The following is a 24,289-nucleotide window of genomic DNA, read 5'->3' as shown; positions in this document are numbered from 1 at the left end:
AACAGGGACCATATGTCCAGCGAATCCTCCTTCGGCCTCATGCAGATCGGCCTCGCCACCGCGGAAGACATCCGCGGCTGGTCTTACGGCGAGGTTAAGAAGCCGGAAACCATCAACTACCGCACGCTCAAGCCCGAGAAGGACGGCCTCTTCTGCGAGAAGATCTTCGGCCCGTCCCGGGACTGGGAATGCTACTGCGGCAAGTACAAGCGCGTGCGCTTCAAGGGCATCATCTGCGAGCGTTGTGGCGTTGAGGTCACCCGCGCAAAGGTCCGCCGCGAGCGCATGGGCCACATCGAACTGGCCGCACCCGTCACGCACATCTGGTACTTCAAGGGTGTTCCCTCCCGCCTGGGCTACCTCCTTGACCTGGCACCGAAGGACCTCGAAAAGGTCATCTACTTCGCTGCCTACATGATCACCAGCGTTGATGAAGCCGCCCGCCACGAGGAACTGCCCAACCTGCAGGTTGAGCACGACATCGAGAAGAAGCAGCTGATCGACAACCGCGACTCCGACATCGCGGCCATTGCCCGCGACCTCGAAGGCGAAATCGCCCGTCTCGAAGGCGAAGGCGCCAAGGCCGCCGACAAGAAGAAGGCCCGCGACTCCGCCGACCGCCAGATGGCCAACGTGCGCAAGCGCGCCGACGCCGACATCGAGCGCCTCGAGCAGGTCTGGGACCGCTTCAAGAACCTCAAGGTCGCTGACCTTGAAGGTGACGAAGGACTGTACCGCGAGCTGCGCGACCGCTATGGCATGTACTTCGAGGGCTCCATGGGTGCCGAAGCCATCAAGAAGCGTCTTGAAAGCTTCGACATGCAGGCCGAGTCGGACCTGCTGCGCGACATCATCGCCAACGGCAAGGGCCAGCGCAAGACCCGTGCCCTCAAGCGCCTGAAGGTGGTCAACGCGTTCCTGACCACCAACAACAGCCCGCTTGGCATGGTCCTCGACGCCGTCCCGGTGATCCCGCCGGAACTGCGCCCCATGGTCCAGCTGGACGGCGGCCGCTTCGCGACCTCCGACCTCAACGACCTGTACCGCCGTGTGATCAACCGCAACAACCGCCTCAAGCGCCTGCTTGACCTGGGTGCTCCGGAGATCATCGTCAACAACGAGAAGCGCATGCTTCAGGAAGCTGTTGACAGCCTCTTCGACAACGGCCGCCGCGGCCGTCCGGTCACCGGACCGGGCAACCGTCCGCTGAAGTCCCTGAGCGACATGCTCAAGGGCAAGCAGGGCCGTTTCCGCCAGAACCTCCTCGGCAAGCGCGTGGACTACTCCGGCCGTTCGGTCATCGTCGTCGGCCCGCAGCTGAAGCTGCACCAGTGCGGCCTGCCCAAGCAGATGGCGCTGGAGCTCTTCAAGCCGTTCGTGATGAAGCGCCTGGTTGACCTCAACCACGCCCAGAACATCAAGTCGGCCAAGCGCATGGTTGAGCGTTACCGCCCGCAGGTCTGGGACGTGCTGGAAGAGATCATCACCGAACACCCGGTGCTGCTCAACCGTGCACCTACCCTGCACCGCCTCGGCATCCAGGCCTTCGAGCCGCAGCTTGTTGAAGGCAAGGCAATCCAGCTTCACCCGCTGGTTTGCGGCGCCTTCAACGCCGACTTCGACGGCGACCAGATGGCAGTCCACCTGCCGCTGAGCCCCGAAGCCCAGGCTGAAGCCCGCATCCTGATGCTGTCCTCGAACAACATCCTGAAGCCCTCCGACGGACGTCCGGTCACCCTGCCCTCGCAGGATATGATCATCGGCCTCTACCACCTGACCACCAAGCGTGTCGGTTCAGCTGGCGAAGGCCGCATCTTCGGTTCGGTTTCCGAAGCCATCATGGCCTTCGACGCCCGCGAGCTGCACCTGAACTCGCAGGTCAAGATCCGCCTCGAAGGCTTCGTACCGTACGCAGGCTGGGAAGCTCCGGAAGGCTGGGAGCCGGGTCAGCCCGCACTCGTCCAGACCTCCCTGGGCCAGGTCCTCTTCAACGAGACCCTGCCCGAGGACTACCCCTGGGTCGAGGCTGTTGCCGACAAGGGCGAACTGTCCCGCATCGTCAACGACCTCGCCGAGCGCTACCCGAAGGTCGTCACCGCGGCAACGCTGGACAACCTGAAGGACGCCGGTTTCTACTGGGCCACCCGTTCAGGCGTCACCGTTGCCATCTCGGACATCGAGGTTCCGGCCGCAAAGCCGGAGATCCTCGCCGGCTACGAAGAGCGCGCCGCCAAGATCCAGGGCCAGTACGACAAGGGCCTGATCGACGACGACGAGCGTCGCCAGGAACTGATCGAGATCTGGAACAAGGCAACCAACGAGATCGCCCAGGCGATGCGTGACAGCCTGTCCCCGATGAACACCATCAACCGCATGGTGTCCTCCGGTGCACGTGGTAACTGGATGCAGGTCCGCCAGATCGCGGGTATCCGTGGCCTGGTGGCCAACCCGAAGGGTGAAATTATTCCCCGTCCCATCAAGTCCTCCTACCGTGAGGGCCTGTCGGTTCTGGAATACTTCATCGCCACGCACGGTGCCCGTAAGGGTCTTGCCGACACCGCGCTGCGTACCGCCAACTCGGGTTACCTGACCCGTCGCCTGGTGGACGTCTCGCAGGACGTCATCGTCCGTGAAGAGGACTGCGGCACGGAGCGTGGCCTGGTCACGCCCATCGCCGTCGCCGATTCCAACGGTGAGCTGGTCCTGGACGAGAACGTCGAGAACAGTGCCTACGCACGTACCCTCGCCGTCGACGTCGTGGACTCCGAGGGCAAGGTTCTCGCAGCCGCCGGCACCGACTGCGGCGACGTCGTCATCGACGAGCTGTTCAAGGCAGGCATCACCGAGGTCAAGGTCCGCTCCGTACTCACTTGTGAGTCCAGCGTCGGTACCTGTGCACTGTGCTATGGCCGTTCGCTGGCCACCGGCAAGACCGTGGACATCGGCGAGGCCGTGGGCATCATCGCCGCACAGTCCATCGGTGAGCCCGGTACCCAGCTGACCATGCGTACGTTCCACACCGGTGGTGCTGTCTCCGCCAGCGGCGGCGACGACATCACCCAGGGTCTGCCCCGTATCCAGGAGCTCTTCGAAGCCCGTACTCCGAAGGGTGTTGCACCGATTGCAGAAGCAGCCGGCCGCATCACCATCGAAGAGTCCGAGCGCCAGATGCGCCTGGTCATCACCCCGGATGACGGAACCGAAGAGATCGCCTACCCGGTCCTGCGCCGTTCACGCCTGCTGATCGAGGATGGCGACCACGTCACCGTCGGCCAGAAGCTGATCAACGGACCGGTGGATCCCAAGCAGGTCCTGCGCATCATGGGTCCGCGTGCGGCACAGAAGTTCCTGGTGGACGAGGTCCAGGGCGTGTACCGCAGCCAGGGCATCGGTATCCACGACAAGCACGTCGAGGTTATCGTCCGCCAGATGCTGCGCCGCGTCACGGTCATCGAGTCCGGCGAATCGGACCTGCTGCCCGGCGAGCTCGCCGAGCGCAGCCGCTTCGAGGACGCCAACCGCCGCGTTGTGTCCGAGGGCAAGACTCCGGCATCCGGACGTCCTGAGCTCATGGGCATCACCAAGGCGTCGCTGGCCACCGAGTCCTGGCTGTCCGCTGCTTCCTTCCAGGAGACCACCCGCGTCCTGACGCAGGCGGCCATGGAAGGCAAGAGCGATCCGCTGCTGGGCCTCAAGGAGAACGTCATCATCGGTAAGCTGATCCCGGCCGGCACGGGCCTCCCGCGCTACACCGAGGTCACCGTGGAGCCCACTGAAGAAGCAAAGGCCAACCTGTTCACCGGCCCCAGCGCATTCAGTGACTTCTCGTACGACACCCTGGGCGGCGACGGAGCTCCTGAGTTCCACGCCATCCCGCTGGATGACTACGACCTGGGCAACGACTTCCGCTAAAAGGCAGTCCGCGTGGGCCCCGCCTCAACCTGCTTGTCGGCAGGGGGAGGCGGGGTCTTCCCGTTAACCCAACTAGGTAGCGCTAAGTGTCGTTTTGGGGGTTCAAAACGACACTTAGCGCTACCTACTTGGGGGAGTGGGGCCCTGATTAAGGGGTATGGGCCGTCCGTGCTAGACTTGTTACCAATTGTTATTGTGGCAGTGGATGAGTGCGCCGGTACCAGCTGAAAAGCTGAACCAGAGCGACGTTTCCGGTTTGCAGGGTTCTTGTGCAACGTATGCCACATTTTTGCATGCCTAGGGACCATTGAAGACGCGAGTCAGTCCCTATGGATGCGATCCGACTATTAAGGCTTCGCCTTCGCCGCCATGGAGAACTTCTTCAAGGCCCGGGCGGCGGGGCAACGCAACAAGAGAGTGGCCGGAAGCGGCCACTCCGGATAAAACGGAGAACACGAGAGTGCCTACGATTAACCAGCTGGTCCGTAAGGGCCGCACGCCTAAGGTCTCAAAGACCAAGGCTCCCGCGCTTAAGGGCAGCCCCATGCGCCGCGGTGTCTGCACCCGCGTCTACACCACCACCCCGAAGAAGCCGAACTCGGCTCTGCGTAAGGTGGCACGTGTGCGCCTCAACGGCGGCGTGGAAGTTACCGCCTACATCCCCGGTGTTGGCCACAACCTGCAGGAGCACTCCATTGTGCTCGTTCGCGGTGGTCGTGTGAAGGACCTTCCGGGTGTCCGCTACAAGATCGTCCGTGGCGCCCTCGATACCCAGGGTGTCAAGAACCGTAAGCAGGCACGCAGCCGCTACGGCGCAAAGATGGAGAAGAAGTAATATGCCTCGCAAGGGTCCGGCCCCCAAGCGGCCGCTCGTACTAGATCCCGTTTACGGCTCCCCGCTGGTCACCCAGCTCATCAACAAGGTGCTTGTTGACGGCAAGAAGTCCACTGCAGAGCGCATCGTCTACGGTGCCCTCGAAGGTGCTCGCGCCAAGTCCGGCGGCGACCCCGTAGCAGCCCTCAAGAAGGCCATGGACAACGTCAAGCCTTCCCTCGAGGTCCGCTCCCGCCGCGTCGGCGGCGCCACCTACCAGGTTCCGGTTGAGGTCAAGCCGGGCCGTTCCACCGCACTCGCCCTGCGCTGGCTGGTTGGCTACTCCAAGGCCCGCCGCGAAAAGACGATGACCGAGCGCCTCCAGAACGAAATCCTGGATGCGTCCAACGGTCTCGGTGCCGCTGTGAAGCGTCGCGAAGACACCCACAAGATGGCCGAGTCCAACAAGGCCTTCGCACACTACCGCTGGTAATACTTCCCGGACGCCGCCGGCTCAACCGAGCCGGCGGCGAACGTGCAGTCCATCCGAAAGGGAGACACCGTGGCACAGGACGTGCTTACCGACCTTAGTAAGGTCCGCAACATCGGCATCATGGCCCACATTGATGCCGGCAAGACCACCACCACCGAGCGCATCCTGTTCTACACGGGTGTGAACCACAAGATCGGCGAAACGCACGACGGCGCTTCGACCACTGACTGGATGGAACAGGAAAAGGAACGCGGCATCACCATCACGTCTGCCGCCGTGACCTGCTTCTGGGAAAACAACCAGATCAACATCATCGACACCCCCGGCCACGTTGACTTCACCGTTGAGGTTGAGCGCTCCCTGCGCGTCCTCGACGGTGCCGTCGCCGTCTTCGATGGCAAGGAAGGCGTTGAGCCTCAGTCTGAGACCGTGTGGCGCCAGGCTGACAAGTACAACGTTCCCCGCATCTGCTTCGTCAACAAGATGGACAAGCTGGGTGCTGACTTCTACTTCACCGTAGACACCATCATCAGCCGCCTCGGCGCCAAGCCGCTGGTCATGCAGCTGCCGATCGGTGCCGAGAACGACTTCATCGGCGTTGTGGACCTGCTCTACATGCGCGCCCTCGTGTGGCCCGGCGATGCCAAGGGTGACGTGACCATGGGTGCGAAGTACGAGATCCGCGAGATCCCTGCCGACCTCCAGGCCAAGGCTGAAGAGTACCGTGCGAACCTCGTTGAGACCGTCGCAGAGTCCTCCGAAGAACTGATGGAGAAGTACCTCGAGGGCGAAGAGATTTCGATCGACGAGCTCAAGGCCGGCATCCGCAAGATGACGATCAACTCCGAGCTGTACCCGATCTTCTGCGGCTCTGCCTTCAAGAACCGCGGCGTCCAGCCCATGCTCGATGCAGTTGTGGACTACCTGCCGAACCCGCTCGACGTCCCCCCGATGATCGGTCACGATCCCCGCGACGAAGAGAAGGAACTGACCCGCAAGCCTTCCGCTGACGAGCCGTTCTCCGCTCTCGCGTTCAAGATCGCGGCCCACCCGTTCTTCGGCCAGCTCACCTTCATCCGCGTGTACTCCGGTCACGTGGAAGCAGGCGCGCAGGTGGTCAACTCCACCAAGGGCAAGAAGGAACGCATCGGCAAGCTGTTCCAGATGCACGCCAACAAGGAAATGCCCGTCGAGGGCGCTACCGCCGGCCACATCTACGCAGCGATCGGCCTGAAGGACACCACCACGGGTGACACCCTGTGTGACTCCGCGAACCAGATCGTCCTCGAGTCCATGAGCTTCCCGGAGCCCGTGATCTCGGTTGCCATCGAGCCGAACACCAAGGGTGACCAGGAGAAGCTCTCCACGGCCATCCAGAAGCTCTCCGCTGAGGACCCCACCTTCCAGGTGTCCCTCAACGAAGACACCGGCCAGACCATCATCGCCGGCATGGGCGAGCTCCACCTGGACATCCTGGTGGACCGCATGCGCCGCGAGTTCAAGGTCGAGGCCAACGTGGGCAAGCCGCAGGTCGCCTACCGCGAAACCATCAAGCGTGCTGTAGAGCGTCACGACTACACGCACAAGAAGCAGACCGGTGGTTCGGGCCAGTTCGCAAAGATCCAGATCGCGATCGAGCCGCTGGACACTGCCGAGGGCGAGCTGTACGAGTTCGAGAACAAGGTCACCGGTGGCCGCGTTCCCCGCGAGTACATTCCTTCGGTTGATGCGGGTATCCAGGATGCACTGAACGACGGCGTCCTGGCCGGCTACCCGGTTGTCGGCATCAAGGCCACGCTGGTTGACGGCGCGTACCACGATGTCGACTCCTCGGAAATGGCATTCAAGATCGCCGGCCGTATGGCTTTCAAGGAAGCTGCACGCAAGGCGAACCCTGTCCTGCTCGAACCGCTGATGGATGTCGAGGTCCGCACCCCTGAGGAATACATGGGTGAAGTTATCGGCGACCTCAACTCCCGCCGTGGCCAGATGCAGTCCATGGAGGATGCACAGGGCGTCAAGGTCATCCGTGCACACGTCCCGCTGTCCGGCATGTTCGGCTACATCGGTGACCTGCGCTCCAAGACCCAGGGCCGTGCTGTGTACTCCATGACGTTCAACAGCTACGCCGAGGTCCCGAAGGCTGTTGCCGACGAGATCATCCAGAAGAGCCGCGGCGAATAGTCCTAGGACTTTTCAAAGCGAACAACCTCGGGTGCGCCTGGCCGGAAACGGACAGCGCAGCCGGTGCAGGTGGCCGGGCCGGTCGGATTCATCCGGTCAAGCCGGGTTCCGGCCATCTGCACGAACAGGTCCAAGGCACTAGTATTAGTTCCTGAATCTGCAATTTCACCAATCCAAAGCCCCCCAAGTAGACTTACCTGAGTTTCCGCCGCGACAAGCGCGGCTGAAGGGTACGTCATTTGAAAACGTTCTAGGAGGAACCTGTGGCAAAGGCAAAGTTCGAGCGGACTAAGCCGCACGTTAACATCGGCACCATTGGTCACGTTGACCACGGTAAGACGACGTTGACGGCCGCCATTTCCAAGGTGCTGTACGACAAGTACCCGGATCTCAACGAGAAGCGCGACTTCGCGTCGATCGACTCTGCTCCCGAAGAGCGTCAGCGCGGTATTACCATCAACATCTCCCACGTGGAGTACCAGACCGAAAAGCGCCACTACGCACACGTAGACGCCCCGGGTCACGCTGACTACATCAAGAACATGATCACCGGTGCTGCCCAGATGGACGGCGCAATCCTCGTGGTTGCTGCTACCGATGGCCCCATGGCACAGACCCGCGAGCACGTTCTGCTCGCCCGCCAGGTTGGTGTTCCCTACCTGCTGGTCGCCCTGAACAAGGCTGACATGGTTGACGATGAGGAACTGCTGGACCTCGTTGAAATGGAAGTTCGTGAGCTCCTCAGCTCGCAGGGCTTCGATGGCGACGAAGCACCGGTTGTCCGCGTCTCCGGCCTGAAGGCCCTGGAAGGCGACCCCGAATGGGTCAAGTCCGTTGAGGACCTGATGGCTGCTGTGGACGAGTCCGTTCCGGACCCCATCCGCGACCGCGACAAGCCCTTCCTGATGCCGATCGAAGACGTCTTCACCATCACCGGCCGTGGCACCGTTGTTACGGGCCGCGCCGAGCGTGGAACCCTCGCCATCAACTCCGAGGTCGAGATCGTCGGCATCCGTCCGGTCCAGAAGACCACGGTTACCGGTATCGAGATGTTCCACAAGCAGCTCGACGAAGCATGGGCCGGCGAGAACTGTGGCCTCCTGCTCCGCGGTCTGAAGCGCGACGATGTCGAGCGTGGCCAGGTTGTCGTCAAGCCGGGTTCCATCACCCCGCACACCGACTTCGAGGCTAACGTCTACATCCTCTCCAAGGACGAAGGCGGACGTCACAACCCGTTCTACTCCAACTACCGCCCGCAGTTCTACTTCCGTACCACGGACGTAACCGGCGTTATCACCCTGCCCGAGGGCACGGAAATGGTTATGCCTGGCGACAACACTGAGATGACCGTTGCGCTCATCCAGCCGATCGCAATGGAAGAGGGCCTCGGCTTCGCAATCCGCGAAGGCGGCCGCACCGTTGGTTCAGGACGCGTTACCAAGATCATCAAGTAATTCCTTGTTGAACTGAAGAACAGCCCCGCTGCTACTGCAGCGGGGCTGTTCTTTTCTGTTAACAGGGCCCTGATACTGTTACTGGACCGAAAGGAGCTCACCATGGGCTGGCTTATTTTCCTGATCATCGCTGTTGCCGTCGTTGCCGGCGTCTTCTGGGCGAAGAAGTATTTCCGCCACGAGATCGACCGCGCCAAGCGCATCAACAGGTCAAACAAGGACCTGTAGCTGCTCCCGCAGGATCACTGTCCTCGGCGGGGCGCAGGCTAAAGCCCGCCGGCCTTCCTTGCCTGGCTGAGTGCCTGGTACCAGTAGAAGGACTGTTTCGGGGTGCGCGCCAGGGAGTCGAAGTCCACGTGGACCAGTCCAAAGCGTTGCGAATACCCGGCCGCCCATTCGAAGTTGTCCATAAGGGTCCACACGTAGTAGCCGCGGAGGTCCACGCCGGATGCGATCCCGTCGGGAGCCGTGGCATCGAGGGCCGCCCCAAGATGCGTTGCCAAATAGCGCACCCGCTCCTCGTCCTGCAGTGTCCCGGACACTGTCTCGGGCTCCGGGAAGCTGGCCCCGCCCTCAGTGATGAACACCGGCGGCAAAACTTCGCCGTACCGGTCCTGGAGCTCCTTCAGCAGGACGCCCAGATGGTCCGGCGCCACAGGCCAGCCAAACCCGGTGCTGTCGTACTCCGGGTAGCCCACCTCGTGGAACGGCAGCCTCGCCACCGCCTTGTGGATGTCCGCCGGGATTGATGCTGCGCCACGTCCCAAGGCAACCTTGACCGGAAAGTAGTAATTCAGTCCGTAAAAATCCAGTGGCTGGTGGATGGTGCGCAGATCGGCATCGGAAATCCTGCCGATGGAGCGCAGCCACGGCTTGGCATACAGCGGAAGCTTCGGGTACCGGCCCAGCAGCACCGGGTCTGCGTAGATCCTGTTCATCAGCAGGTCATAGAGGTGGGCCACCAGCCGGTCGCCGATCTTGCCGGTGGCTGGCCGCACGGGCGCGTGCAGGTTGGTCACGCCGATGCCCCCGGCCACGCCCGCTGCCCGCAGGGCCTGTACGCCGAGGCCGTGGGCCAGCAGCTGGTGGTGGATGGACGGGAGCGCATCGAACATGAGCGCGTGGCCGGGGGCATGGACGCCCAGGGCGTAGCCGTTCAGGGTCACCGAGACAGGTTCGTTCAAGGTGACCCACTGCGCAACACGGTCCCCGAAGCGTTCGCCCGCAGCACTGGCGTATTCGCCAAACCGCTCGGCCGTCTCCCGGTTCATCCAGCCGCCGCGGTGTTCCAGCGGCAGCGGGGTATCCCAGTGGTAAAGCGTTGCCATGGGACTGATCCCCGCTGCCAGCAGCTGATCAAGGAGACGGTCGTAGAAGTCCAGGCCCTCCTTGTTGAAGCCTCCCCGCCCCTCGGGCTGGATCCTCGGCCAGGACAGTGAGAAGCGGTAGGAGTCCACGCCCAGGTCCTGCAGCAGGGCCACGTCCTCCGGCAACCTGTTGTAGTGGTCGCACGCCACGGCGGGGGAGTGGCCGTCCACGATCGCGCCTGGCTTCTCGGCGAAGGCGTCCCAGCCGGAGGGCCCCCGCCCGCCGTCGGCCAATGCTCCTTCAATCTGGAAGGCAGCGGCGGCTACCCCCAAAGTGAACGACGGCGGCATGCGGCTGGCGAGCTCCGTCGCCGATTCGGTGCGTTCCAGGGTCATGCCCCTATCATCCATTCGGTAGGGACCCGGGGGCAATGGCCCCGGCAGGGCCTCCCTCAGCGGAGGCCTGAGCGGCGCGATTCGCTTCTGCCGCCAAATTCCGGCATACTAGATGAGTTGTTCAAGCGCTTCTTCGCGTCCCGATCCGGATAATGCCGGATGCCAGGGTCCAAGTGGAAGACCAAACATAACCCACTCCCCATGGATAGCGGATTTGTATGCGTGAAAAGCGCGACACGCCCGACCGCGGGGGTCGGTTGCGCCGGCAAGGTGAGGAACCCGGATTCATCCGGATTCAGTTTGTGCGGCGGGTGGTAGTTACGACTTCAAATGCTTCGGCAGCCATACAACGAGAAATGAACAGGGCAGCCCTAACCAGGGGAAGCACAGACTGAAAGAGAGTCAGGCGACATGGCGGGACAAAAAATCCGCATCCGGCTGAAGTCATACGACCACGAGGTCATTGACGTTTCAGCACGGAAGATCGTTGAGACGGTCACGCGCGCAGGCGCAACGGTAGTCGGCCCCGTGCCGCTGCCTACGGAGAAGAACGTGTACTGCGTGATCCGCTCTCCGCACAAGTACAAGGACAGCCGCGAGCACTTCGAAATGCGCACGCACAAGCGTCTTATCGACATCATCGATCCCACGCCGAAGGCTGTTGACTCGCTCATGCGTCTCGACCTGCCGGCTGACGTGAACATCGAAATCAAGCTGTAGGGAGGTGCTGAGAGACTATGACCGCAACCCGTAACGTAAAGGGCCTGCTGGGCACGAAGCTCGGCATGACCCAGGTCTGGGACGAGAACAACAAGCTCATCCCCGTCACTGTGGTCCAGGCAGATTCGAACGTCATCACCCAGCTGCGCAATGCAGAAGCTGATGGCTACGTCGCCGTTCAGATCGGCTACGGCCAGATCGATCCCCGCAAGGTCACCAAGCCGCTGGCTGGTCACTTTGAAAAGGCGGGCGTCACGCCTCGCCGCCACGTCGTCGAACTCCGTACCGCAGATGCTGCTGAGTACGAGCTTGGCCAGGAGCTCTCCGTAGAGGTCTTCGAAGCCGGCCAGAAGATCGACGTCATCGGCACCACCAAGGGTAAGGGCTTCGCCGGTGTTATGAAGCGTCACGGCTTCCACGGCGTTGGAGCTTCCCACGGTGCCCACAAGAACCACCGTAAGCCCGGTTCAATCGGTGGCGCATCCACCCCGAGCCGCGTCTTCAAGGGCATGAAAATGGCCGGCCGCATGGGCGCCGTTCGTCACACCACGCTGAACCTTACGGTTCACGCGGTTGACGTCGAGAAGTCGCTGCTCCTCATCAAGGGCGCCGTTCCCGGCGCCCGCGGCCAGGTCGTCCTCGTACGCACCGCCGTGAAGGGAGCTTAGTCCAATGGCTAACACTGTCCAGGTTGACCTGCCTGCAGAGATCTTCGACGTCCAGACCAACGTGCCGCTGCTGCACCAGGTTGTCGTTGCACAGCTCGCTGCTGCTCGCCAGGGTACCCACAAGACCAAGACCCGCGCTGAAGTTTCCGGTGCAGGACGCAAGCCGTTCAAGCAGAAGGGCACCGGCCGCGCCCGTCAGGGTTCAATCCGTGCTCCCCACATGACCGGCGGTGGCGTTGTCCACGGTCCCACCCCGCGTGACTACAGCCAGCGGACCCCCAAGAAGATGATTGCTGCTGCACTGCGCGGCGCACTGTCTGACCGGGCACGCAACGGACGCATCCACGTTGTCGCCGAGCTGGTAGAAGGCACCAAGCCTTCCGCCAAGGCTGCACTGGCAGCACTGCGCGGTGTCTCCGAGCGCAAGAACCTGCTGGTCGTCATCGAGCGCGCCAACGATGTTGCTGCACTGTCCGTGCGCAACCTCGCCGGTGTTCACGTTCTGTACGCAGACCAGCTGAACACCTACGACGTTCTCGTGTCTGATGACGTTGTCTTCACCAAGGCTGCCTACGACGCATTCGTTGCCGGCAAGGCAGTGGCAAAGAACGAGGAGGATGCCAAGTGAGTGCAGCCACCATCAAGGATCCCCGCGACGTCGTGCTTGCACCCGTCGTGTCGGAAAAGAGCTATGGCCTGATCGACGAGGGCAAGTACACCTTCCTGGTGGACCCCCGCTCGAACAAGACCGAGATCAAGCTGGCCGTGGAGAAGATTTTCTCCGTCAAGGTCGAATCGATCAACACCATCAACCGTGCCGGTAAGCGCAAGCGCACCAAATTCGGATGGGGTACCCGCAAGAACACCAAGCGTGCGATTGTCACCCTCAAAGAAGGCACCATCGACATCTTCGGCGGTCCGCTCTCGTAGCGGAGACCACTTTAACGAGGAAATAAATTATGGGAATCCGTAAATACAAGCCGACTACCCCGGGCCGTCGTGGCTCGAGCGTAGCGGACTTCACCGAAATCACGCGGTCGACGCCGGAAAAGTCGTTGGTACGTCCGCTGCCCAAAAAGGGCGGCCGTAACAACACCGGTAAGATCACCACCCGTCACAAGGGTGGCGGACACAAGCGCCAGTACCGTCTGATCGACTTCCGTCGTCACGACAAGGACGGCGTGGACGCCCGCGTTGCTGAAATTGAGTACGATCCGAACCGTACGGCTCGCATCGCCCTCCTGCACTACGTTGATGGCACCAAGCGTTACATCATCGCCCCGAACAAGCTGTCCCAGGGTGACTTCGTAGAGGCCGGCGCCAACGCTGACATCAAGCCTGGCAACAACCTGCCCCTGCGCAACATCCCCGTGGGTACCGTTATCCACGCAGTTGAACTGCGTCCGGGTGGCGGCGCCAAGATGGGCCGCTCCGCCGGCGCATCCATCCAGCTTGTTGCCAAAGAAGGCCGCTTCGCCCAGCTGCGTCTGCCTTCCGGCGAAATCCGCAACGTTGACGTGCGCTGCCGCGCAACCGTCGGCGAGGTCGGCAACGCCGAGCAGTCGAACATCAACTGGGGCAAGGCCGGCCGCATGCGCTGGAAGGGCGTCCGCCCGACCGTCCGTGGTGTCGCCATGAACCCGGTTGACCACCCGCACGGTGGTGGTGAGGGTAAGACGTCCGGTGGACGTAACCCCGTCAACCCCAACGGTCAGCGGGAAGGCCGCACCCGCCGCCCCAACAAAGAGAGCGACAAGCTTATTGTTCGTCGCCGTCGTACTGGCAAGAACAAGCGATAGGAGCCTGGACACATGCCACGCAGCCTGAAAAAAGGTCCTTTCGTCGACCAGCACCTCTTTGTGAAGGTAGCCAGGGAAAACGAAAAGGGCACCAAGAACGTCATCAAGACCTGGTCCCGCCGTTCGATGATCATCCCCGACATGCTCGGACACACGATCGCCGTACACGACGGACGCAAGCACATCCCGGTGTTTGTCACCGAGTCGATGGTCGGGCACAAGCTCGGCGAATTCGCTCCCACGCGGACATTCCGCGGCCATGTCAAGGACGACCGTAAGGGCAAGCGCCGCTAGGCGCCTGCACTTACGTCAAAGACGAGAGAAGGAAAGCAATGGAAGCCAAGGCAATTGCGCGCCACATCCGCGTAACGCCTATGAAGGCCCGGCGCGTCGTCAACCTTGTTCGTGGATTGCAAGCGAATGAGGCTCTGGCAATTCTGAAGTTTGCCCCCCAGGCAGCTTCGGAGCCGGTATTCAAGGTAGTACAGTCGGCAATCTCCAACGCCCGGGTCCTCGCGGACCGCGACGGCGTGGCGTTTGACGAAGGTGACCTCATCATCAGCGAAGCGTTTGTTGATGAAGGCCCGACCATGAAGCGGTTCCAGCCGCGTGCCCAGGGTCGTGCATTTCAGATCAAGAAGCGCACCAGCCACATCACCGTGGTAGTCGCTACCCCGGAGAAAGAGGAGGCTCGCTAAGTGGGACAGAAAGTAAACCCGCACGGGTTCCGACTCGGCATCACCACCGATCACGTATCGCACTGGTTCGCTGACAGCACCAAGGCCGGCCAGCGGTACAAGGACTTCGTTCGCGAAGACATCCGCATCCGCCAGCTCATGTCTACGGGCATGGAGCGCGCCGGGATCGCCAAGGTTGAGATCGAGCGCACCCGTGACCGCGTCCGCGTGGACATCCACACGGCCCGTCCCGGCATCGTCATCGGCCGCCGTGGAGCAGAAGCAGACCGCATCCGCGGCGAGCTCGAAAAGCTCACCGGCAAGCAGGTCCAGCTGAACATCCTCGAGGTCAAGAACCCCGAGATGGAAGCCCAGCTTGTAGCCCAGGGCGTTGCTGAGCAGCTGACTTCACGCGTGGCATTCCGCCGTGCAATGAAGAAGGCCATGCAGTCCGCGCAGCGTGCAGGTGCCAAGGGCATCCGTATCGCCTGCTCCGGTCGACTCGGTGGCGCTGAAATGTCCCGCTCGGAGTTCTACCGCGAAGGCCGTGTGCCCCTGCACACCCTCCGCGCGAACATCGACTACGGCTTCTACGAAGCCAAGACCACCTTCGGCCGCATCGGCGTGAAGGTCTGGATCTACAAGGGTGACGTCACCGCCAAGGAACTGGCCCAGCAGGCCGCTTCCGCCCCGTCCCGTGGCCGCGGTCCCAGCGACCGTCCGGGCCGCCCGGGTGGCGCTGACCGTGGTGACCGCCGCCGTCGCAACGACCGCCCGGCCGCTGACGCAGCTCCTGCTGCCGAGGCTCCGGCAGCTGAGGCTGCACCTGCTGCAGCTGTAGAAGGAGGACAGGCTTAAATGCTTATCCCACGTCGAGTCAAGCACCGTAAGCAGCACCACCCGGGTCGTTCCGGCGCTGCTACGGGCGGCACCAAGGTCTCCTTCGGTGAGTACGGCATCCAGGCTCTGAGCCCGGCATACGTCACCAACCGTCAGATCGAGTCTGCCCGTATCGCGATGACCCGCCACATCAAGCGTGGCGGTAAGGTCTGGATCAACATCTACCCGGACCGTCCCCTGACCAAGAAGCCTGCCGAAACCCGCATGGGTTCCGGTAAGGGTTCACCGGAATGGTGGGTCGCAAACGTCAAGCCGGGCCGGGTTCTCTTCGAGATCTCCGGTGTCGAGGAATCGGTAGCCCGCGAGGCCCTGCGCCTGGCAATCCACAAGCTCCCGTTGAAGGCACGCATTCTGCGTCGCGAAGGTGGTGAATAGAAATGGCAGTAGGATCCAAGGATCTGGCTCCCGCACAGCTGGACGGTTTCGACAACGAGCGTCTCGTTGAAGAACTCCGCAAGGCCAAGGAAGAGCTGTTCAACCTGCGTTTCCAGTCCGCCACCGGACAGCTGGAGAACCACGGTCGTCTGCGCGCGGTAAAGAAGGACATCGCCCGCATCTACACCGTTCTCCGTGAGCGCGAGCTGGGCATTCGTGCCGAGGTTGCCGCACCGGTTGTGGAAGCCAAGGAAGAGAAGAAGTCCAAGAAGGCAGCAACCAAGAAGGCCGAGCCGGCTGAAACGGTTGAGACCGAGGAGGATGCCAAGTGAGTGAAAAGGACGAGAACGTGACGGAAACTGCTACCGCAGCCACGGCTGAGCAGCGCGGTTACCGCAAGACGCGTCGCGGCTACGTGGTCTCTGACAAGATGGAAAAGACCATCGTTGTCCAGGTTGAGGACCGCGTGAAGCACGCCCTGTACGGCAAGGTCATCCGCCGTACCTCCAAGGTCAAGGCTCACGATGAGAACAACACCGCCGGCATCGGCGACCTCGTTGTCATCGCCGAGACCCGCCCGCTGTCCGCCACCAAGAACTGGCGGCTCGTGGAGATCCTCGAGAAGGCCAAGTAGCACCTGCTGCTTCGGCATCCGGAAGCCCCTGCTCCCTCTGGGAGCGGGGGTTTCCGCGCTTAACCATGCAACCGCGCCACGCGGGGCAGGCCTTGGCGGAGGCACGACGGCGCGTCCCGCCGTCGTGCCTCTTCCCCCGGACGCTCTCTCACTTAACGCGGGAAATTCCGGGACGCTCTCTCACTGTCCTCAAGAAAGTGAGAGAGCGTCCGCCGAAAGGGCGTGTTGAGTGAGTGAGCGCCGGCCGAAACGACGCGTTAAGTGAGAGAGCGTCCGCCGAAAGGGCGCGTTAAGTGAGAGAGCGTCCGACGGCGGTGGGCGGGACCCGGGGGAGTGGCACCAAAGGCGGGGTGTGAGGCTGCCGCGCGCGGCGCGTCGTCCGCCATGCCCGCTGAAGTCCGCGGTGCCCGCCGTCGTCCGCCTTGCGGGGGAGCGCCTCCCGGTGATATGGGAACCGGCCGAAACTGTGCTAAGATTTTGAGTTTGTATGGCGCCTTTCGTGCGCCGTCATCAACCTCGTAAACAAGCGTGCCACGGCATAGTGCCCCCTTGCGCCCAGGACCAGTCCTGGACCGGATGGGAGCAACTGCTTCTGGCACGGGAGTTTAGGCCTGGTCTGGCAAAATCCAGGGAGGTCAAGAGACACCCCGATCAACCGTTCCGCAAGGCTCATTCCGTAGGAAGATTTTCGGTCTGAGAACCGGCGCGACGCAAGGAGTAAATAGTGATTCAGCAGGAGTCGCGACTCAAGGTCGCCGACAACACGGGTGCTAAGGAAATCCTTACCATTCGCGTTCTCGGTGGATCTGGCCGTCGCTACGCAGGCATCGGTGACGTCATTGTCGCCACCGTCAAGGATGCAATCCCGGGCGGCAACGTAAAGAAGGGCGATGTTGTTAAGGCAGTCATCGTCCGTACCAAGAAGGAACGCCGCCGTGCGGATGGTTCCTACATCAAGTTTGACGAGAACGCAGCTGTGATCCTGAAGGGCGACGGTGACCCCCGCGGTACCCGTATCTTCGGACCGGTTGGTCGTGAACTCCGTGACAAGAAGTTCATGAAGATCGTTTCTCTGGCTCCGGAGGTGCTCTAGTCCATGGCTGCAAAGATCAAGAAGGGTGACCTGGTTCAGGTCATCACTGGCGCCAAGGCTGAGCGCGGCGGCGACCGCGGCAAGCAGGGCAAGGTCCTGCGCGTGTTCACCGACACCAACCGCGTGTTGGTTGAGGGCATCAACCGCGTAACCAAGCACACCAAGGTCGGTCAGTCGCAGCGCGGCACCAAGACCGGTGGCATCGAGGTTGTTGAAGCCCCGATCCACATCTCCAACGTGGCTCTGGTCGACCCGTCCACCAAGAAGCCCACCCGCGTTGGCTTCCGCACTGAGACCGTTGAGCGCAACGGCAAGCAGCGCGAAGTCCGCATCCGCGTGGCCAAGAGCTCAGGGAAGGACATCTAATGACTGAGACTCTCGAGACTCCGGCAACGAAGATCGTTCCTCGTCTGAAGACCAAGTACGCCGAATCCATCAAGAGCACGCTCATTGAGGAATTCAAGTACCAGAACGTCAACCAGGTTCCCCGCCTCGTGAAGGTCGTTGTGAACATGGGTGTTGGAGATGCCGCCAAGGACTCCAAGCTGATCGACGGCGCCGTCCGCGACCTCACCCAGATCACCGGCCAGAAGCCGCAGGTAACCAAGGCCCGCAAGTCGATCGCACAGTTCAAGCTGCGCGAAGGCATGCCCATCGGTGCACACGCTACCCTGCGTGGCGACCGCATGTGGGAATTCCTGGATCGTCTTGTCACCCTGGCGCTGCCCCGAATCAGGGACTTCCGCGGTCTCTCCGGCAAGCAGTTCGATGGCAACGGCAACTACACCTTCGGTCTGACCGAGCAGGTTATGTTCCACGAAATCGACCAGGACAAGATCGACCGCGTCCGCGGTATGGACATCACGGTTGTTACCACTGCCAAGACCGATGACGAAGGCCGCGCGCTGCTGAAGGCGCTTGGCTTCCCGTTCAAGGCCGAAGACTAATCTAACTACGTAAAAGGTCCGGCGGTACGGATCCCTGGCCCAGGCCGGGGACGCTGCACCGCGGAAACCGTTACGAGGAAGGGCAAGAGCCCACCATGACAATGACAGATCCTGTCGCAGACATGCTTACGCGTCTGCGCAATGCAAACTCGGCATACCACGACACCGTGACCATGCCGTACAGCAAGCTCAAGGCACGCGTCGCCGACATCCTCAAGGCCGAAGGCTTCATTGCCGGCTGGAAGGAAGAGGACGCTGAGGTTGGCAAGAAGCTGACCATCGAGCTCAAGTTCGGACCGAACCGCGAGCGTTCAATTGCTGGTGTTCGCCGTATCTCCAAGCCGGGCCTGCGTGTTTACGCAAAGTCCACCAACCTGCCGCACGTGCTCGGTGGCCTGGGTGTCGCAATCCTGTCCACCTCTTCCGGCCTCCTGACTGACAAGCAGGCCGGCAAGAAGGGCGTGGGCGGCGAAGTCCTCGCGTACGTCTGGTAACGGGAAAGGAAGAGAATAATGTCACGTATTGGACGTCTCCCCATCACCGTTCCTGCCGGCGTTGAGGTCAAGGTTGACGGCTCTGTCGTCAGCGTCAAGGGATCCAAGGGCGAGCTGAACCACACTGTGGCCAGCCCGATCGAGGTCACCCTGGATGCAGACACCCTGACTGTCGCCCGCCCGAACGACGAGCGCGCCTCCCGTTCACTCCACGGCCTGACCCGCACCCTGATCTCCAACATGATCGAGGGCGTTACCAAGGGCTACGAGAAGAAGCTTGAAATCGTCGGTACCGGTTACCGCGTTCAGGCCAAGGGATCTGACCTTGAGTTCGCTCTCGGTTTCAGCCACCCGGTCAATGTCTCCGCACCGGAAGGCATCACCTTTGCAGTTGAGACCCCGACCAAGCTCTCTGTTTCAGGTATCAACAAGCAGCAGGTCGGCGAGGTTGCTGCCAACATTCGCAAGCTGCGGAAGCCGGACCCCTACAAGGGCAAGGGCATCCGTTACGCCGGCGAAGTCATCCGCCGCAAGGTCGGAAAGGCTGGTAAGTAACCATGGCCATCTCAATTAACAAGAAGCGTACGAACAAGAGCAAGTCTGCTTCGCGCAGCCGCCGCCAGCTTCGTATCCGTAAGCGCATCTCCGGTACGGCTGTACGTCCGCGTCTGGTCGTCAACCGCTCCGCACGCCACGTATTCGTCCAGGTTGTCGATGACACCAAGGGCCTGACCGTAGCGAGCGCCTCCACTCTGGAAGCCGACCTTCGTGCATTCGACGGCGACAAGACTGCCAAGGCCAAGCGCGTTGGCGAACTCGTCGCAGAGCGTGCCAAGGCTGCCGGTATCGAAGCTGTTGTCTTCGACCGCGGTGGTAACAAGTACCACGGCCGGATCGCCGCCGTCGCTGACGGCGCACGTGAAGGTGGGCTGTCACTGTGACGGAAGCAAACAAGGAAAAGGACACTGTGTCTGCAGATCAGAAGGCTACTGAAGCCGTAGCTGCCGCTGAGACCACTGCCCCCGCAGCTGCCGATGACCGCCGTGGTGGCGCTCGTCGCGGCGAGCGTGGCGACCGTGGCCAGGGCCGCGGCGACCGTGGTGGCCGTGGCGGCCGCGACGGCGGCCGTGAAGCCGAGAAGAGCCAGTTCGTAGAGCGCGTCGTCACCATCAACCGCGTTTCCAAGGTGGTCAAGGGTGGTCGTCGCTTCAGCTTCACCGCCCTGGTCGTCGTTGGTGACGGTAACGGCATGGTCGGCGTTGGCTACGGCAAGGCTAAGGAAGTTCCTGCCGCAATCGCGAAGGGCGTTGAAGAAGCTAAGAAGTCCTTCTTCCGCGTTCCCCGCGTTGGCAACACCATCCCGCACCGCGTTCAGGGTGAGGCTGCCGCAGGCGTCGTAATGCTGCGTCCGGCTTCCGCCGGTACCGGTGTTATCGCCGGTGGTCCGGTCCGTGCAGTACTGGAATGCGTGGGAATCCACGACATCCTCTCCAAGTCGCTCGGTTCCTCCAACGCCATCAACATCGTTCACGCGACTGTTGACGCCCTGAAGCGCCTCGAAGAGCCGGCAGCAGTGGCAGCACGCCGCGGCCTGCCCCTCGACGAGATCGCTCCGGCGGCACTGGTGAAGGCCCTCCTGGCTCCGAAGGCAGGTGCCTAGTCATGGCTAAGAACCTGATTCCCTCCGACGCCCAGTTGGAGATCACTCAGATCAAGTCCGCCATTGGCGGCAAGCAGAACCAGCGCGACACCCTGCGGTCCCTCGGCCTGAAGCGTATCGGACAGACCGTTGTCCGCACCGCCGATGCCGTGACCGTGGGAATGCTCAACACGGTTCCGCACCTGGTAAAGGTAGAGGAGGCGAAGTAAATGGCAGAGAACACTGCTGATAAGGCACAGGCTGCTGAGAAGCAGAACGCCCTGAAGGTTCACCACCTGCGTCCCGCCCCGGGTGCCAAGACCGCCAAGACCCGCGTTGGTCGTGGCGAGGGATCCAAGGGTAAGACCGCCGGACGTGGTACCAAGGGTACTGCAGCCCGTTACCAGATCAAGGCTGGCTTTGCCGGCGGCCAGCTGCCGCTGCACATGCGCCTGCCGAAGCTGCGCGGCTTCAAGAACCCGTTCCGGGTTGAGTTCCAGGTTGTGAACCTGGACAAGCTCAACGAGCTGTTCCCCGAAGGTGGCGCAGTCACCGTGGAGAACCTGGTCGAAAAGGGTGCCGTTCGCAAGAACCAGCCCGTCAAGGTGCTGGGCACCGGCGACATCACCGTCAAGGTTGACGTCACCGCCCACGCATTCTCGGCCAGCGCTGCTGAAAAGATCGCCGCAGCAGGCGGAAGCACCACCGCTCTCTAGAGCCGGTGGGCGCCAAGCCCGTTGTTGAACTCCCGGTCCCGGGGCTACGGCCCTGGGGCCGGGAGTTTTTTCCATCCGCCCGGCGTTTTTTCGCCGCCATCCGGCGCAGTGGCGCTTCCGCGGATTGTTCGCAGGGCGCATACACCCGTTAGACTCGGTTGTTGGGATTTATAGATCCCCATCACACCACTCTTATATACACCACAGGAGGACGCTTGCTTAGCGCATTTGGCCGGGCCTTTCGCACGCCTGATCTGCGACGCAAGTTGTTGTTCACGCTGGGAATCATCACCATCTTCCGCTTGGGTGCTTTCATTCCCTCGCCTGGTGTGAACTACCAGAATGTCCAGCAATGCTTGCAGAACGGTCAGACGGCAGGCGGGCTCTACCAGCTCGTGAACCTGTTCAGCGGCGGCGCGTTGCTCCAGGTGTCCATCTTCGCCCTGGGCATCATGCCGTACATCACGGCAAGCATCATCGTCCAGCTGCTCCGGGTGGTCATTCCCCGGTTCCAGGAGCTCTACGAAGAGGGCGCCTCAGGTCAGTCGAAGCTGACCCAGTACACCCGTTACCTCACCATTGCACTGGGCCTGCTCAATGCCACGACCCTGGTGTCGCTGGCGCGTTCCGGCCAGTTGCTTCCGGGCTGCAACCTGCCGATCATTCCTGACAGCAGTGTGATCACCACCATCCTGATCATCATCACCCTCACGGCAGGCACCGGCCTGATCATGTGGATGGGCGAGCTCGTCACTGAGAAGGGCGTGGGCAACGGCATGTCGCTGCTGATCTTCACGTCCATCGCCGCCACCTTCCCCACCTCCCTCGGCGCCATCTGGACCTCGCAGGGTCCCGGAACGTTCTTCATCGTCCTTGCCGTGGGCCTGCTCACCGTTGCCCTGGTGGTCTTCGTTGAGCAGTCGCAGCGCCGGGTTCCGGTGCAGTACGCGAAGCGGATGATCGGCCGCCGGACCGTGGGCGGAACCAGCACCTATATCCCCATCAAGGTCAACATGGCCGGCGTCATCCCGGTGATCTTCGCTTCCTCCATGCTGTACCTGCCGGGCCTGATTGCGCAGTTCAACCAGCCCAAGCAGGGCGAGCAGCTGCAGCCGTGGGTTGAATGGATTAACAACAACCTGGTCCGCGGCGACCAGCCGATCTACATGGTCCTGTACTTCGCCATGATCGTGTTCTTTACCTACTTCTATGTCGCGATCACCTTCAACCCTGAAGAGGTCTCGGACAACATGAAGAAGTACGGCGGCTTTATCCCGGGTATCCGCGCGGGTAAGCCGACCGCTGACTATCTGCAGTACGTGCTCTCCAGGATCACCCTGCCCGGAGCCCTCTACCTGGGCTTCGTGGCGCTGATCCCGCTCGTGGCACTGGTACTGATCAACGCGAACCAGAACTTCCCGTTCGGTGGCACCTCGATCCTGATCATGGTGGGCGTGGGTCTGGAGACCGTCAAGCAGATTGATGCGCAGCTACAACAACGTCACTACGAAGGGCTTTTGCGATGACGAGAATGCTGATTATTGGACCTCCGGGGTCCGGAAAAGGAACGCAGGCGGAACGGATTTCAGAGCGCCTCGGCGTTGTGGCCATCTCCACCGGCGACATCTTCCGTGCGAACGTGAAGGGCGAGACGCCGCTTGGCATTGAGGCCAAGAAGTACATGGACAATGGCGACTTCGTTCCGGACAGCGTGACCAACAAGATGGTGCGGGACCGGCTCAGCGAGGCCGACGTCGAAAACGGCTTCCTGCTGGACGGCTACCCCCGCACCACCGCCCAGGTGGATTACCTGGACGAGATCCTCGCCAAGGGTGAGGAGAAGCTCGACGTCGTCCTGCAGCTGACTGCGGACGATGAGGAACTGGTCCACCGGCTCCTGGGCCGGGCCAAGGAAACGGGCCGGAGCGACGACAATGAAGCCGTCATCCGCCACCGCCTTGACCTGTACCACGAGCAGACCGAAGCCGTGGTGGCCAAGTACGCCGAGCGCGGCATCCTCACCCAGGTGGACGGAATCGGCCCCATCGACGAGGTCACCGACCGCGTCATGGAGGCTATCAAGGCTGCCCAGGCAGCCTGATCCAGCCGGCAGTACATCGAGGCTCCTCCCGTCATCCGGGAGGAGCCTCAGCCATTTGAAAGAAGGAACCCCATGGCCTTTGGCCAGCCCCGCATCGAATACAAGACCAACGCCCAGATGCGCACCATGCACGAGGCAGGCCTGGTCCTGAGCCGCGCGCTCGATGCTGCCGTCGCCGCCGCCGTGCCCGGCGTGACAACCAAGCACCTGGACGACGTCTTCGCCGCTGTGCTGAACGAGGCCGGCGCCAAGTCGAACTTCCTCGGCTACCACGGCTTTCCGGCCACCATCTGCACTTCGGTCAATGAGGAGGTGGTGCACGGCATCCCCGGCAGCCGGGTCCTCAAAGACGGTGACATCATCTCGATAGACGGCGGCGCGATCGTCAACGGCTGGCACTCCGATTCCGCGCGGACCGTCATTGTGGGCACGGCGGATCCGGAGGACCAGCGCCTCTCGGACGTCACCCGTGCTGCAATGTGGCGGGGGATCGCGGCGCTGGCCACCGGCAAGCATGTCGGCGACGTCGGGGCGGCCATCGACGACTACGTCTCCTCCGTTCCGGGCAAGCCGCTTGGCATCCTGGAAGATTACGTGGGCCACGGCATCGGCTCGGAAATGCACATGGCCCCGGATGTGCTGAACTACCGCACCAGCCACCGCGGCCCGAAAATCCGGCCGGGCCTGTGTCTCGCCATTGAGCCCATGCTGGTGCGCGGCGGCATCGACACCGCAGTCCTGGAGGACGACTGGACCGTGGTCACCACGGACGGCAAGCGTTCCTGCCAGTGGGAGCACTCGGTGGCTGTCCATGAGAAGGGCATCTGGGTGCTGTCAGCGCCCGACGGCGGCGCGGAGCACCTGGTGCCCCTCGGCGTCACCCCGGTGCCGATCCCCTAAGTTCTCCGCCGCCTTCCCAAGTAAGTAGCGCTAAGTGTCGTTTTGAGGGTTCAAAACGACACTTAG

At 62.2% G+C, this 24,289-nt stretch carries 30 protein-coding genes; 29 read left to right on the top strand and 1 reads right to left on the bottom strand.

The window, feature by feature from the left end; all coding sequences use genetic code 11:
* The first annotated feature begins 12 nt into the window (after positions 1 to 12).
* The 6 genes from FHJ30_RS14455 (at position 13) to FHJ30_RS21875 (ending at position 9,085) form a co-directional block, all read left to right on the top strand.
* Positions 13 to 3,912, top strand: coding sequence for a DNA-directed RNA polymerase subunit beta' (locus FHJ30_RS14455; RefSeq protein ID WP_139029941.1), 3,900 nt, complete (start codon positions 13 to 15; stop codon positions 3,910 to 3,912).
* Positions 3,913 to 4,372: 460 nt separating this feature from the next.
* Positions 4,373 to 4,747, top strand: coding sequence for a 30S ribosomal protein S12 (rpsL, locus tag FHJ30_RS14450; RefSeq protein WP_009358312.1), 375 nt, complete (start codon positions 4,373 to 4,375; stop codon positions 4,745 to 4,747).
* 1 nt (position 4,748) lies between these two features.
* Entirely contained in the window at positions 4,749 to 5,219 is a 471-nt protein-coding gene (rpsG, locus tag FHJ30_RS14445; RefSeq protein ID WP_026531948.1) for a 30S ribosomal protein S7, read from the top strand.
* Between the two features lie 69 nt (positions 5,220 to 5,288).
* The gene (gene fusA / locus FHJ30_RS14440) at positions 5,289 to 7,403 is read left to right on the top strand and encodes an elongation factor G (protein WP_139029940.1); all 2,115 of its coding nucleotides are present in this window, start codon (positions 5,289 to 5,291) and stop codon (positions 7,401 to 7,403) included.
* Between the two features lie 263 nt (positions 7,404 to 7,666).
* Complete coding sequence (tuf, locus tag FHJ30_RS14435; protein ID WP_104998637.1) at positions 7,667 to 8,857, top strand: elongation factor Tu; 1,191 nt, start codon at positions 7,667 to 7,669, stop codon at positions 8,855 to 8,857.
* 102 nt (positions 8,858 to 8,959) lie between these two features.
* Positions 8,960 to 9,085, top strand: coding sequence for a hypothetical protein (locus tag FHJ30_RS21875; RefSeq protein WP_255707989.1), 126 nt, complete (start codon positions 8,960 to 8,962; stop codon positions 9,083 to 9,085).
* Positions 9,086 to 9,123: 38 nt separating this feature from the next.
* Here the strand turns inward: FHJ30_RS21875 and FHJ30_RS14430 are convergent, their stop codons facing one another.
* Positions 9,124 to 10,560 carry a GH1 family beta-glucosidase gene (locus tag FHJ30_RS14430; protein WP_139029939.1) on the bottom strand — a complete coding sequence of 479 codons (1,437 nt, stop codon included), beginning with the start codon at positions 10,558 to 10,560 and terminating at the stop codon, positions 9,124 to 9,126.
* Positions 10,561 to 10,971: 411 nt separating this feature from the next.
* On the opposite strand from FHJ30_RS14430, the gene rpsJ reads away from it, so the two are divergent.
* The 23 genes from rpsJ (at position 10,972) to map (ending at position 24,223) form a co-directional block, all read left to right on the top strand.
* On the top strand, positions 10,972 to 11,280 hold the full coding sequence (gene rpsJ, locus FHJ30_RS14425) for a 30S ribosomal protein S10 (protein ID WP_003803825.1): 309 nt from the start codon (positions 10,972 to 10,974) through the stop codon (positions 11,278 to 11,280).
* Between the two features lie 17 nt (positions 11,281 to 11,297).
* Positions 11,298 to 11,948, top strand: coding sequence for a 50S ribosomal protein L3 (rplC, locus tag FHJ30_RS14420; RefSeq protein WP_013601833.1), 651 nt, complete (start codon positions 11,298 to 11,300; stop codon positions 11,946 to 11,948).
* 4 nt (positions 11,949 to 11,952) lie between these two features.
* Positions 11,953 to 12,576 carry a 50S ribosomal protein L4 gene (rplD, locus tag FHJ30_RS14415; protein WP_139029938.1) on the top strand — a complete coding sequence of 208 codons (624 nt, stop codon included), beginning with the start codon at positions 11,953 to 11,955 and terminating at the stop codon, positions 12,574 to 12,576.
* Positions 12,573 to 12,878 (top strand): 50S ribosomal protein L23, encoded by a 306-nt coding sequence (rplW, locus tag FHJ30_RS14410; RefSeq protein WP_009358306.1) that lies wholly within the window; start codon positions 12,573 to 12,575, stop codon positions 12,876 to 12,878. Before rplD ends, rplW begins: the two co-directional genes overlap by 4 nt.
* Positions 12,879 to 12,907: 29 nt before the next feature.
* The gene (rplB, locus tag FHJ30_RS14405; RefSeq protein WP_066277871.1) at positions 12,908 to 13,747 is read left to right on the top strand and encodes a 50S ribosomal protein L2; all 840 of its coding nucleotides are present in this window, start codon (positions 12,908 to 12,910) and stop codon (positions 13,745 to 13,747) included.
* A 12-nt stretch (positions 13,748 to 13,759) separates the two neighbouring features.
* A complete protein-coding gene (rpsS, locus tag FHJ30_RS14400) occupies positions 13,760 to 14,041 on the top strand; it encodes a 30S ribosomal protein S19 (RefSeq protein WP_003803803.1) in 282 nt (93 codons plus the stop codon).
* Between the two features lie 38 nt (positions 14,042 to 14,079).
* The gene (rplV, locus tag FHJ30_RS14395) at positions 14,080 to 14,445 is read left to right on the top strand and encodes a 50S ribosomal protein L22 (RefSeq protein ID WP_009358304.1); all 366 of its coding nucleotides are present in this window, start codon (positions 14,080 to 14,082) and stop codon (positions 14,443 to 14,445) included.
* A complete protein-coding gene (gene rpsC, locus FHJ30_RS14390; protein ID WP_104184333.1) occupies positions 14,446 to 15,282 on the top strand; it encodes a 30S ribosomal protein S3 in 837 nt (278 codons plus the stop codon). It abuts the gene before it with no gap.
* Positions 15,283 to 15,699: a 50S ribosomal protein L16 gene (gene rplP, locus FHJ30_RS14385; RefSeq protein ID WP_013601829.1), complete on the top strand. Its 417-nt coding sequence runs from the start codon at positions 15,283 to 15,285 to the stop codon at positions 15,697 to 15,699.
* A gap of 2 nt (positions 15,700 to 15,701) precedes the next feature.
* Positions 15,702 to 16,031 carry a 50S ribosomal protein L29 gene (gene rpmC, locus FHJ30_RS21925; RefSeq protein ID WP_013601828.1) on the top strand — a complete coding sequence of 110 codons (330 nt, stop codon included), beginning with the start codon at positions 15,702 to 15,704 and terminating at the stop codon, positions 16,029 to 16,031.
* Positions 16,028 to 16,333: a 30S ribosomal protein S17 gene (gene rpsQ, locus FHJ30_RS14375; RefSeq protein ID WP_013601827.1), complete on the top strand. Its 306-nt coding sequence runs from the start codon at positions 16,028 to 16,030 to the stop codon at positions 16,331 to 16,333. Before rpmC ends, rpsQ begins: the two co-directional genes overlap by 4 nt.
* A gap of 724 nt (positions 16,334 to 17,057) precedes the next feature.
* Positions 17,058 to 17,426 (top strand): 50S ribosomal protein L14, encoded by a 369-nt coding sequence (rplN, locus tag FHJ30_RS14370; RefSeq protein WP_009358299.1) that lies wholly within the window; start codon positions 17,058 to 17,060, stop codon positions 17,424 to 17,426.
* A 3-nt stretch (positions 17,427 to 17,429) separates the two neighbouring features.
* Positions 17,430 to 17,792, top strand: coding sequence for a 50S ribosomal protein L24 (rplX, locus tag FHJ30_RS14365; protein WP_013601824.1), 363 nt, complete (start codon positions 17,430 to 17,432; stop codon positions 17,790 to 17,792).
* Complete coding sequence (gene rplE / locus FHJ30_RS14360) at positions 17,792 to 18,373, top strand: 50S ribosomal protein L5 (protein WP_102975105.1); 582 nt, start codon at positions 17,792 to 17,794, stop codon at positions 18,371 to 18,373. The genes rplX and rplE overlap by 1 nt, the downstream gene beginning before the upstream one ends.
* Positions 18,374 to 18,468: 95 nt before the next feature.
* Positions 18,469 to 18,867 carry a 30S ribosomal protein S8 gene (gene rpsH / locus FHJ30_RS14355; RefSeq protein WP_041652213.1) on the top strand — a complete coding sequence of 133 codons (399 nt, stop codon included), beginning with the start codon at positions 18,469 to 18,471 and terminating at the stop codon, positions 18,865 to 18,867.
* Between the two features lie 18 nt (positions 18,868 to 18,885).
* Complete coding sequence (gene rplF / locus FHJ30_RS14350) at positions 18,886 to 19,422, top strand: 50S ribosomal protein L6 (protein ID WP_050054319.1); 537 nt, start codon at positions 18,886 to 18,888, stop codon at positions 19,420 to 19,422.
* A 2-nt stretch (positions 19,423 to 19,424) separates the two neighbouring features.
* Entirely contained in the window at positions 19,425 to 19,808 is a 384-nt protein-coding gene (gene rplR / locus FHJ30_RS14345) for a 50S ribosomal protein L18 (protein ID WP_079596676.1), read from the top strand.
* Positions 19,805 to 20,527, top strand: coding sequence for a 30S ribosomal protein S5 (gene rpsE / locus FHJ30_RS14340; RefSeq protein ID WP_139029937.1), 723 nt, complete (start codon positions 19,805 to 19,807; stop codon positions 20,525 to 20,527). Before rplR ends, rpsE begins: the two co-directional genes overlap by 4 nt.
* Positions 20,528 to 20,529: 2 nt before the next feature.
* Positions 20,530 to 20,736 (top strand): 50S ribosomal protein L30, encoded by a 207-nt coding sequence (rpmD, locus tag FHJ30_RS14335; protein WP_078027228.1) that lies wholly within the window; start codon positions 20,530 to 20,532, stop codon positions 20,734 to 20,736.
* On the top strand, positions 20,737 to 21,222 hold the full coding sequence (gene rplO, locus FHJ30_RS14330) for a 50S ribosomal protein L15 (protein WP_066277850.1): 486 nt from the start codon (positions 20,737 to 20,739) through the stop codon (positions 21,220 to 21,222).
* A 215-nt stretch (positions 21,223 to 21,437) separates the two neighbouring features.
* Positions 21,438 to 22,748 carry a preprotein translocase subunit SecY gene (gene secY, locus FHJ30_RS14325; protein WP_139029936.1) on the top strand — a complete coding sequence of 437 codons (1,311 nt, stop codon included), beginning with the start codon at positions 21,438 to 21,440 and terminating at the stop codon, positions 22,746 to 22,748.
* A gap of 5 nt (positions 22,749 to 22,753) precedes the next feature.
* Positions 22,754 to 23,323 carry an adenylate kinase gene (locus FHJ30_RS14320; protein WP_013601815.1) on the top strand — a complete coding sequence of 190 codons (570 nt, stop codon included), beginning with the start codon at positions 22,754 to 22,756 and terminating at the stop codon, positions 23,321 to 23,323.
* A 72-nt stretch (positions 23,324 to 23,395) separates the two neighbouring features.
* Positions 23,396 to 24,223, top strand: a complete 828-nt coding sequence (map, locus tag FHJ30_RS14315) for a type I methionyl aminopeptidase (RefSeq protein ID WP_139029935.1) — start codon at positions 23,396 to 23,398, stop codon at positions 24,221 to 24,223.
* Positions 24,224 to 24,289: the final 66 nt, after the last annotated feature.

The organism is Arthrobacter sp. BB-1 (assembly GCF_006151685.1).
Taxonomy (GTDB): domain Bacteria; phylum Actinomycetota; class Actinomycetes; order Actinomycetales; family Micrococcaceae; genus Arthrobacter.
This window is presented reverse-complemented; position numbering and strand designations above follow the sequence as displayed.

Coding starts and splice junctions, on each gene's coding strand:
- FHJ30_RS14455 (WP_139029941.1), top strand. CDS start 13: ATGTCCAGCGAATCCTCCTTCGGCCTCATGCAGATCGGCCTCGCCACC.
- rpsG (WP_026531948.1), top strand. CDS start 4,749: ATGCCTCGCAAGGGTCCGGCCCCCAAGCGGCCGCTCGTACTAGATCCC.
- FHJ30_RS21875 (WP_255707989.1), top strand. CDS start 8,960: ATGGGCTGGCTTATTTTCCTGATCATCGCTGTTGCCGTCGTTGCCGGC.
- FHJ30_RS14430 (WP_139029939.1), bottom strand. CDS start 10,560: ATGACCCTGGAACGCACCGAATCGGCGACGGAGCTCGCCAGCCGCATG.
- rpsJ (WP_003803825.1), top strand. CDS start 10,972: ATGGCGGGACAAAAAATCCGCATCCGGCTGAAGTCATACGACCACGAG.
- rplC (WP_013601833.1), top strand. CDS start 11,298: ATGACCGCAACCCGTAACGTAAAGGGCCTGCTGGGCACGAAGCTCGGC.
- rplD (WP_139029938.1), top strand. CDS start 11,953: ATGGCTAACACTGTCCAGGTTGACCTGCCTGCAGAGATCTTCGACGTC.
- rplB (WP_066277871.1), top strand. CDS start 12,908: ATGGGAATCCGTAAATACAAGCCGACTACCCCGGGCCGTCGTGGCTCG.
- rpsS (WP_003803803.1), top strand. CDS start 13,760: ATGCCACGCAGCCTGAAAAAAGGTCCTTTCGTCGACCAGCACCTCTTT.
- rplV (WP_009358304.1), top strand. CDS start 14,080: ATGGAAGCCAAGGCAATTGCGCGCCACATCCGCGTAACGCCTATGAAG.
- rplP (WP_013601829.1), top strand. CDS start 15,283: ATGCTTATCCCACGTCGAGTCAAGCACCGTAAGCAGCACCACCCGGGT.
- rpmC (WP_013601828.1), top strand. CDS start 15,702: ATGGCAGTAGGATCCAAGGATCTGGCTCCCGCACAGCTGGACGGTTTC.
- rplX (WP_013601824.1), top strand. CDS start 17,430: ATGGCTGCAAAGATCAAGAAGGGTGACCTGGTTCAGGTCATCACTGGC.
- rplE (WP_102975105.1), top strand. CDS start 17,792: ATGACTGAGACTCTCGAGACTCCGGCAACGAAGATCGTTCCTCGTCTG.
- rpsH (WP_041652213.1), top strand. CDS start 18,469: ATGACAATGACAGATCCTGTCGCAGACATGCTTACGCGTCTGCGCAAT.
- rplF (WP_050054319.1), top strand. CDS start 18,886: ATGTCACGTATTGGACGTCTCCCCATCACCGTTCCTGCCGGCGTTGAG.
- rplR (WP_079596676.1), top strand. CDS start 19,425: ATGGCCATCTCAATTAACAAGAAGCGTACGAACAAGAGCAAGTCTGCT.
- rpmD (WP_078027228.1), top strand. CDS start 20,530: ATGGCTAAGAACCTGATTCCCTCCGACGCCCAGTTGGAGATCACTCAG.
- rplO (WP_066277850.1), top strand. CDS start 20,737: ATGGCAGAGAACACTGCTGATAAGGCACAGGCTGCTGAGAAGCAGAAC.
- FHJ30_RS14320 (WP_013601815.1), top strand. CDS start 22,754: ATGCTGATTATTGGACCTCCGGGGTCCGGAAAAGGAACGCAGGCGGAA.
- map (WP_139029935.1), top strand. CDS start 23,396: ATGGCCTTTGGCCAGCCCCGCATCGAATACAAGACCAACGCCCAGATG.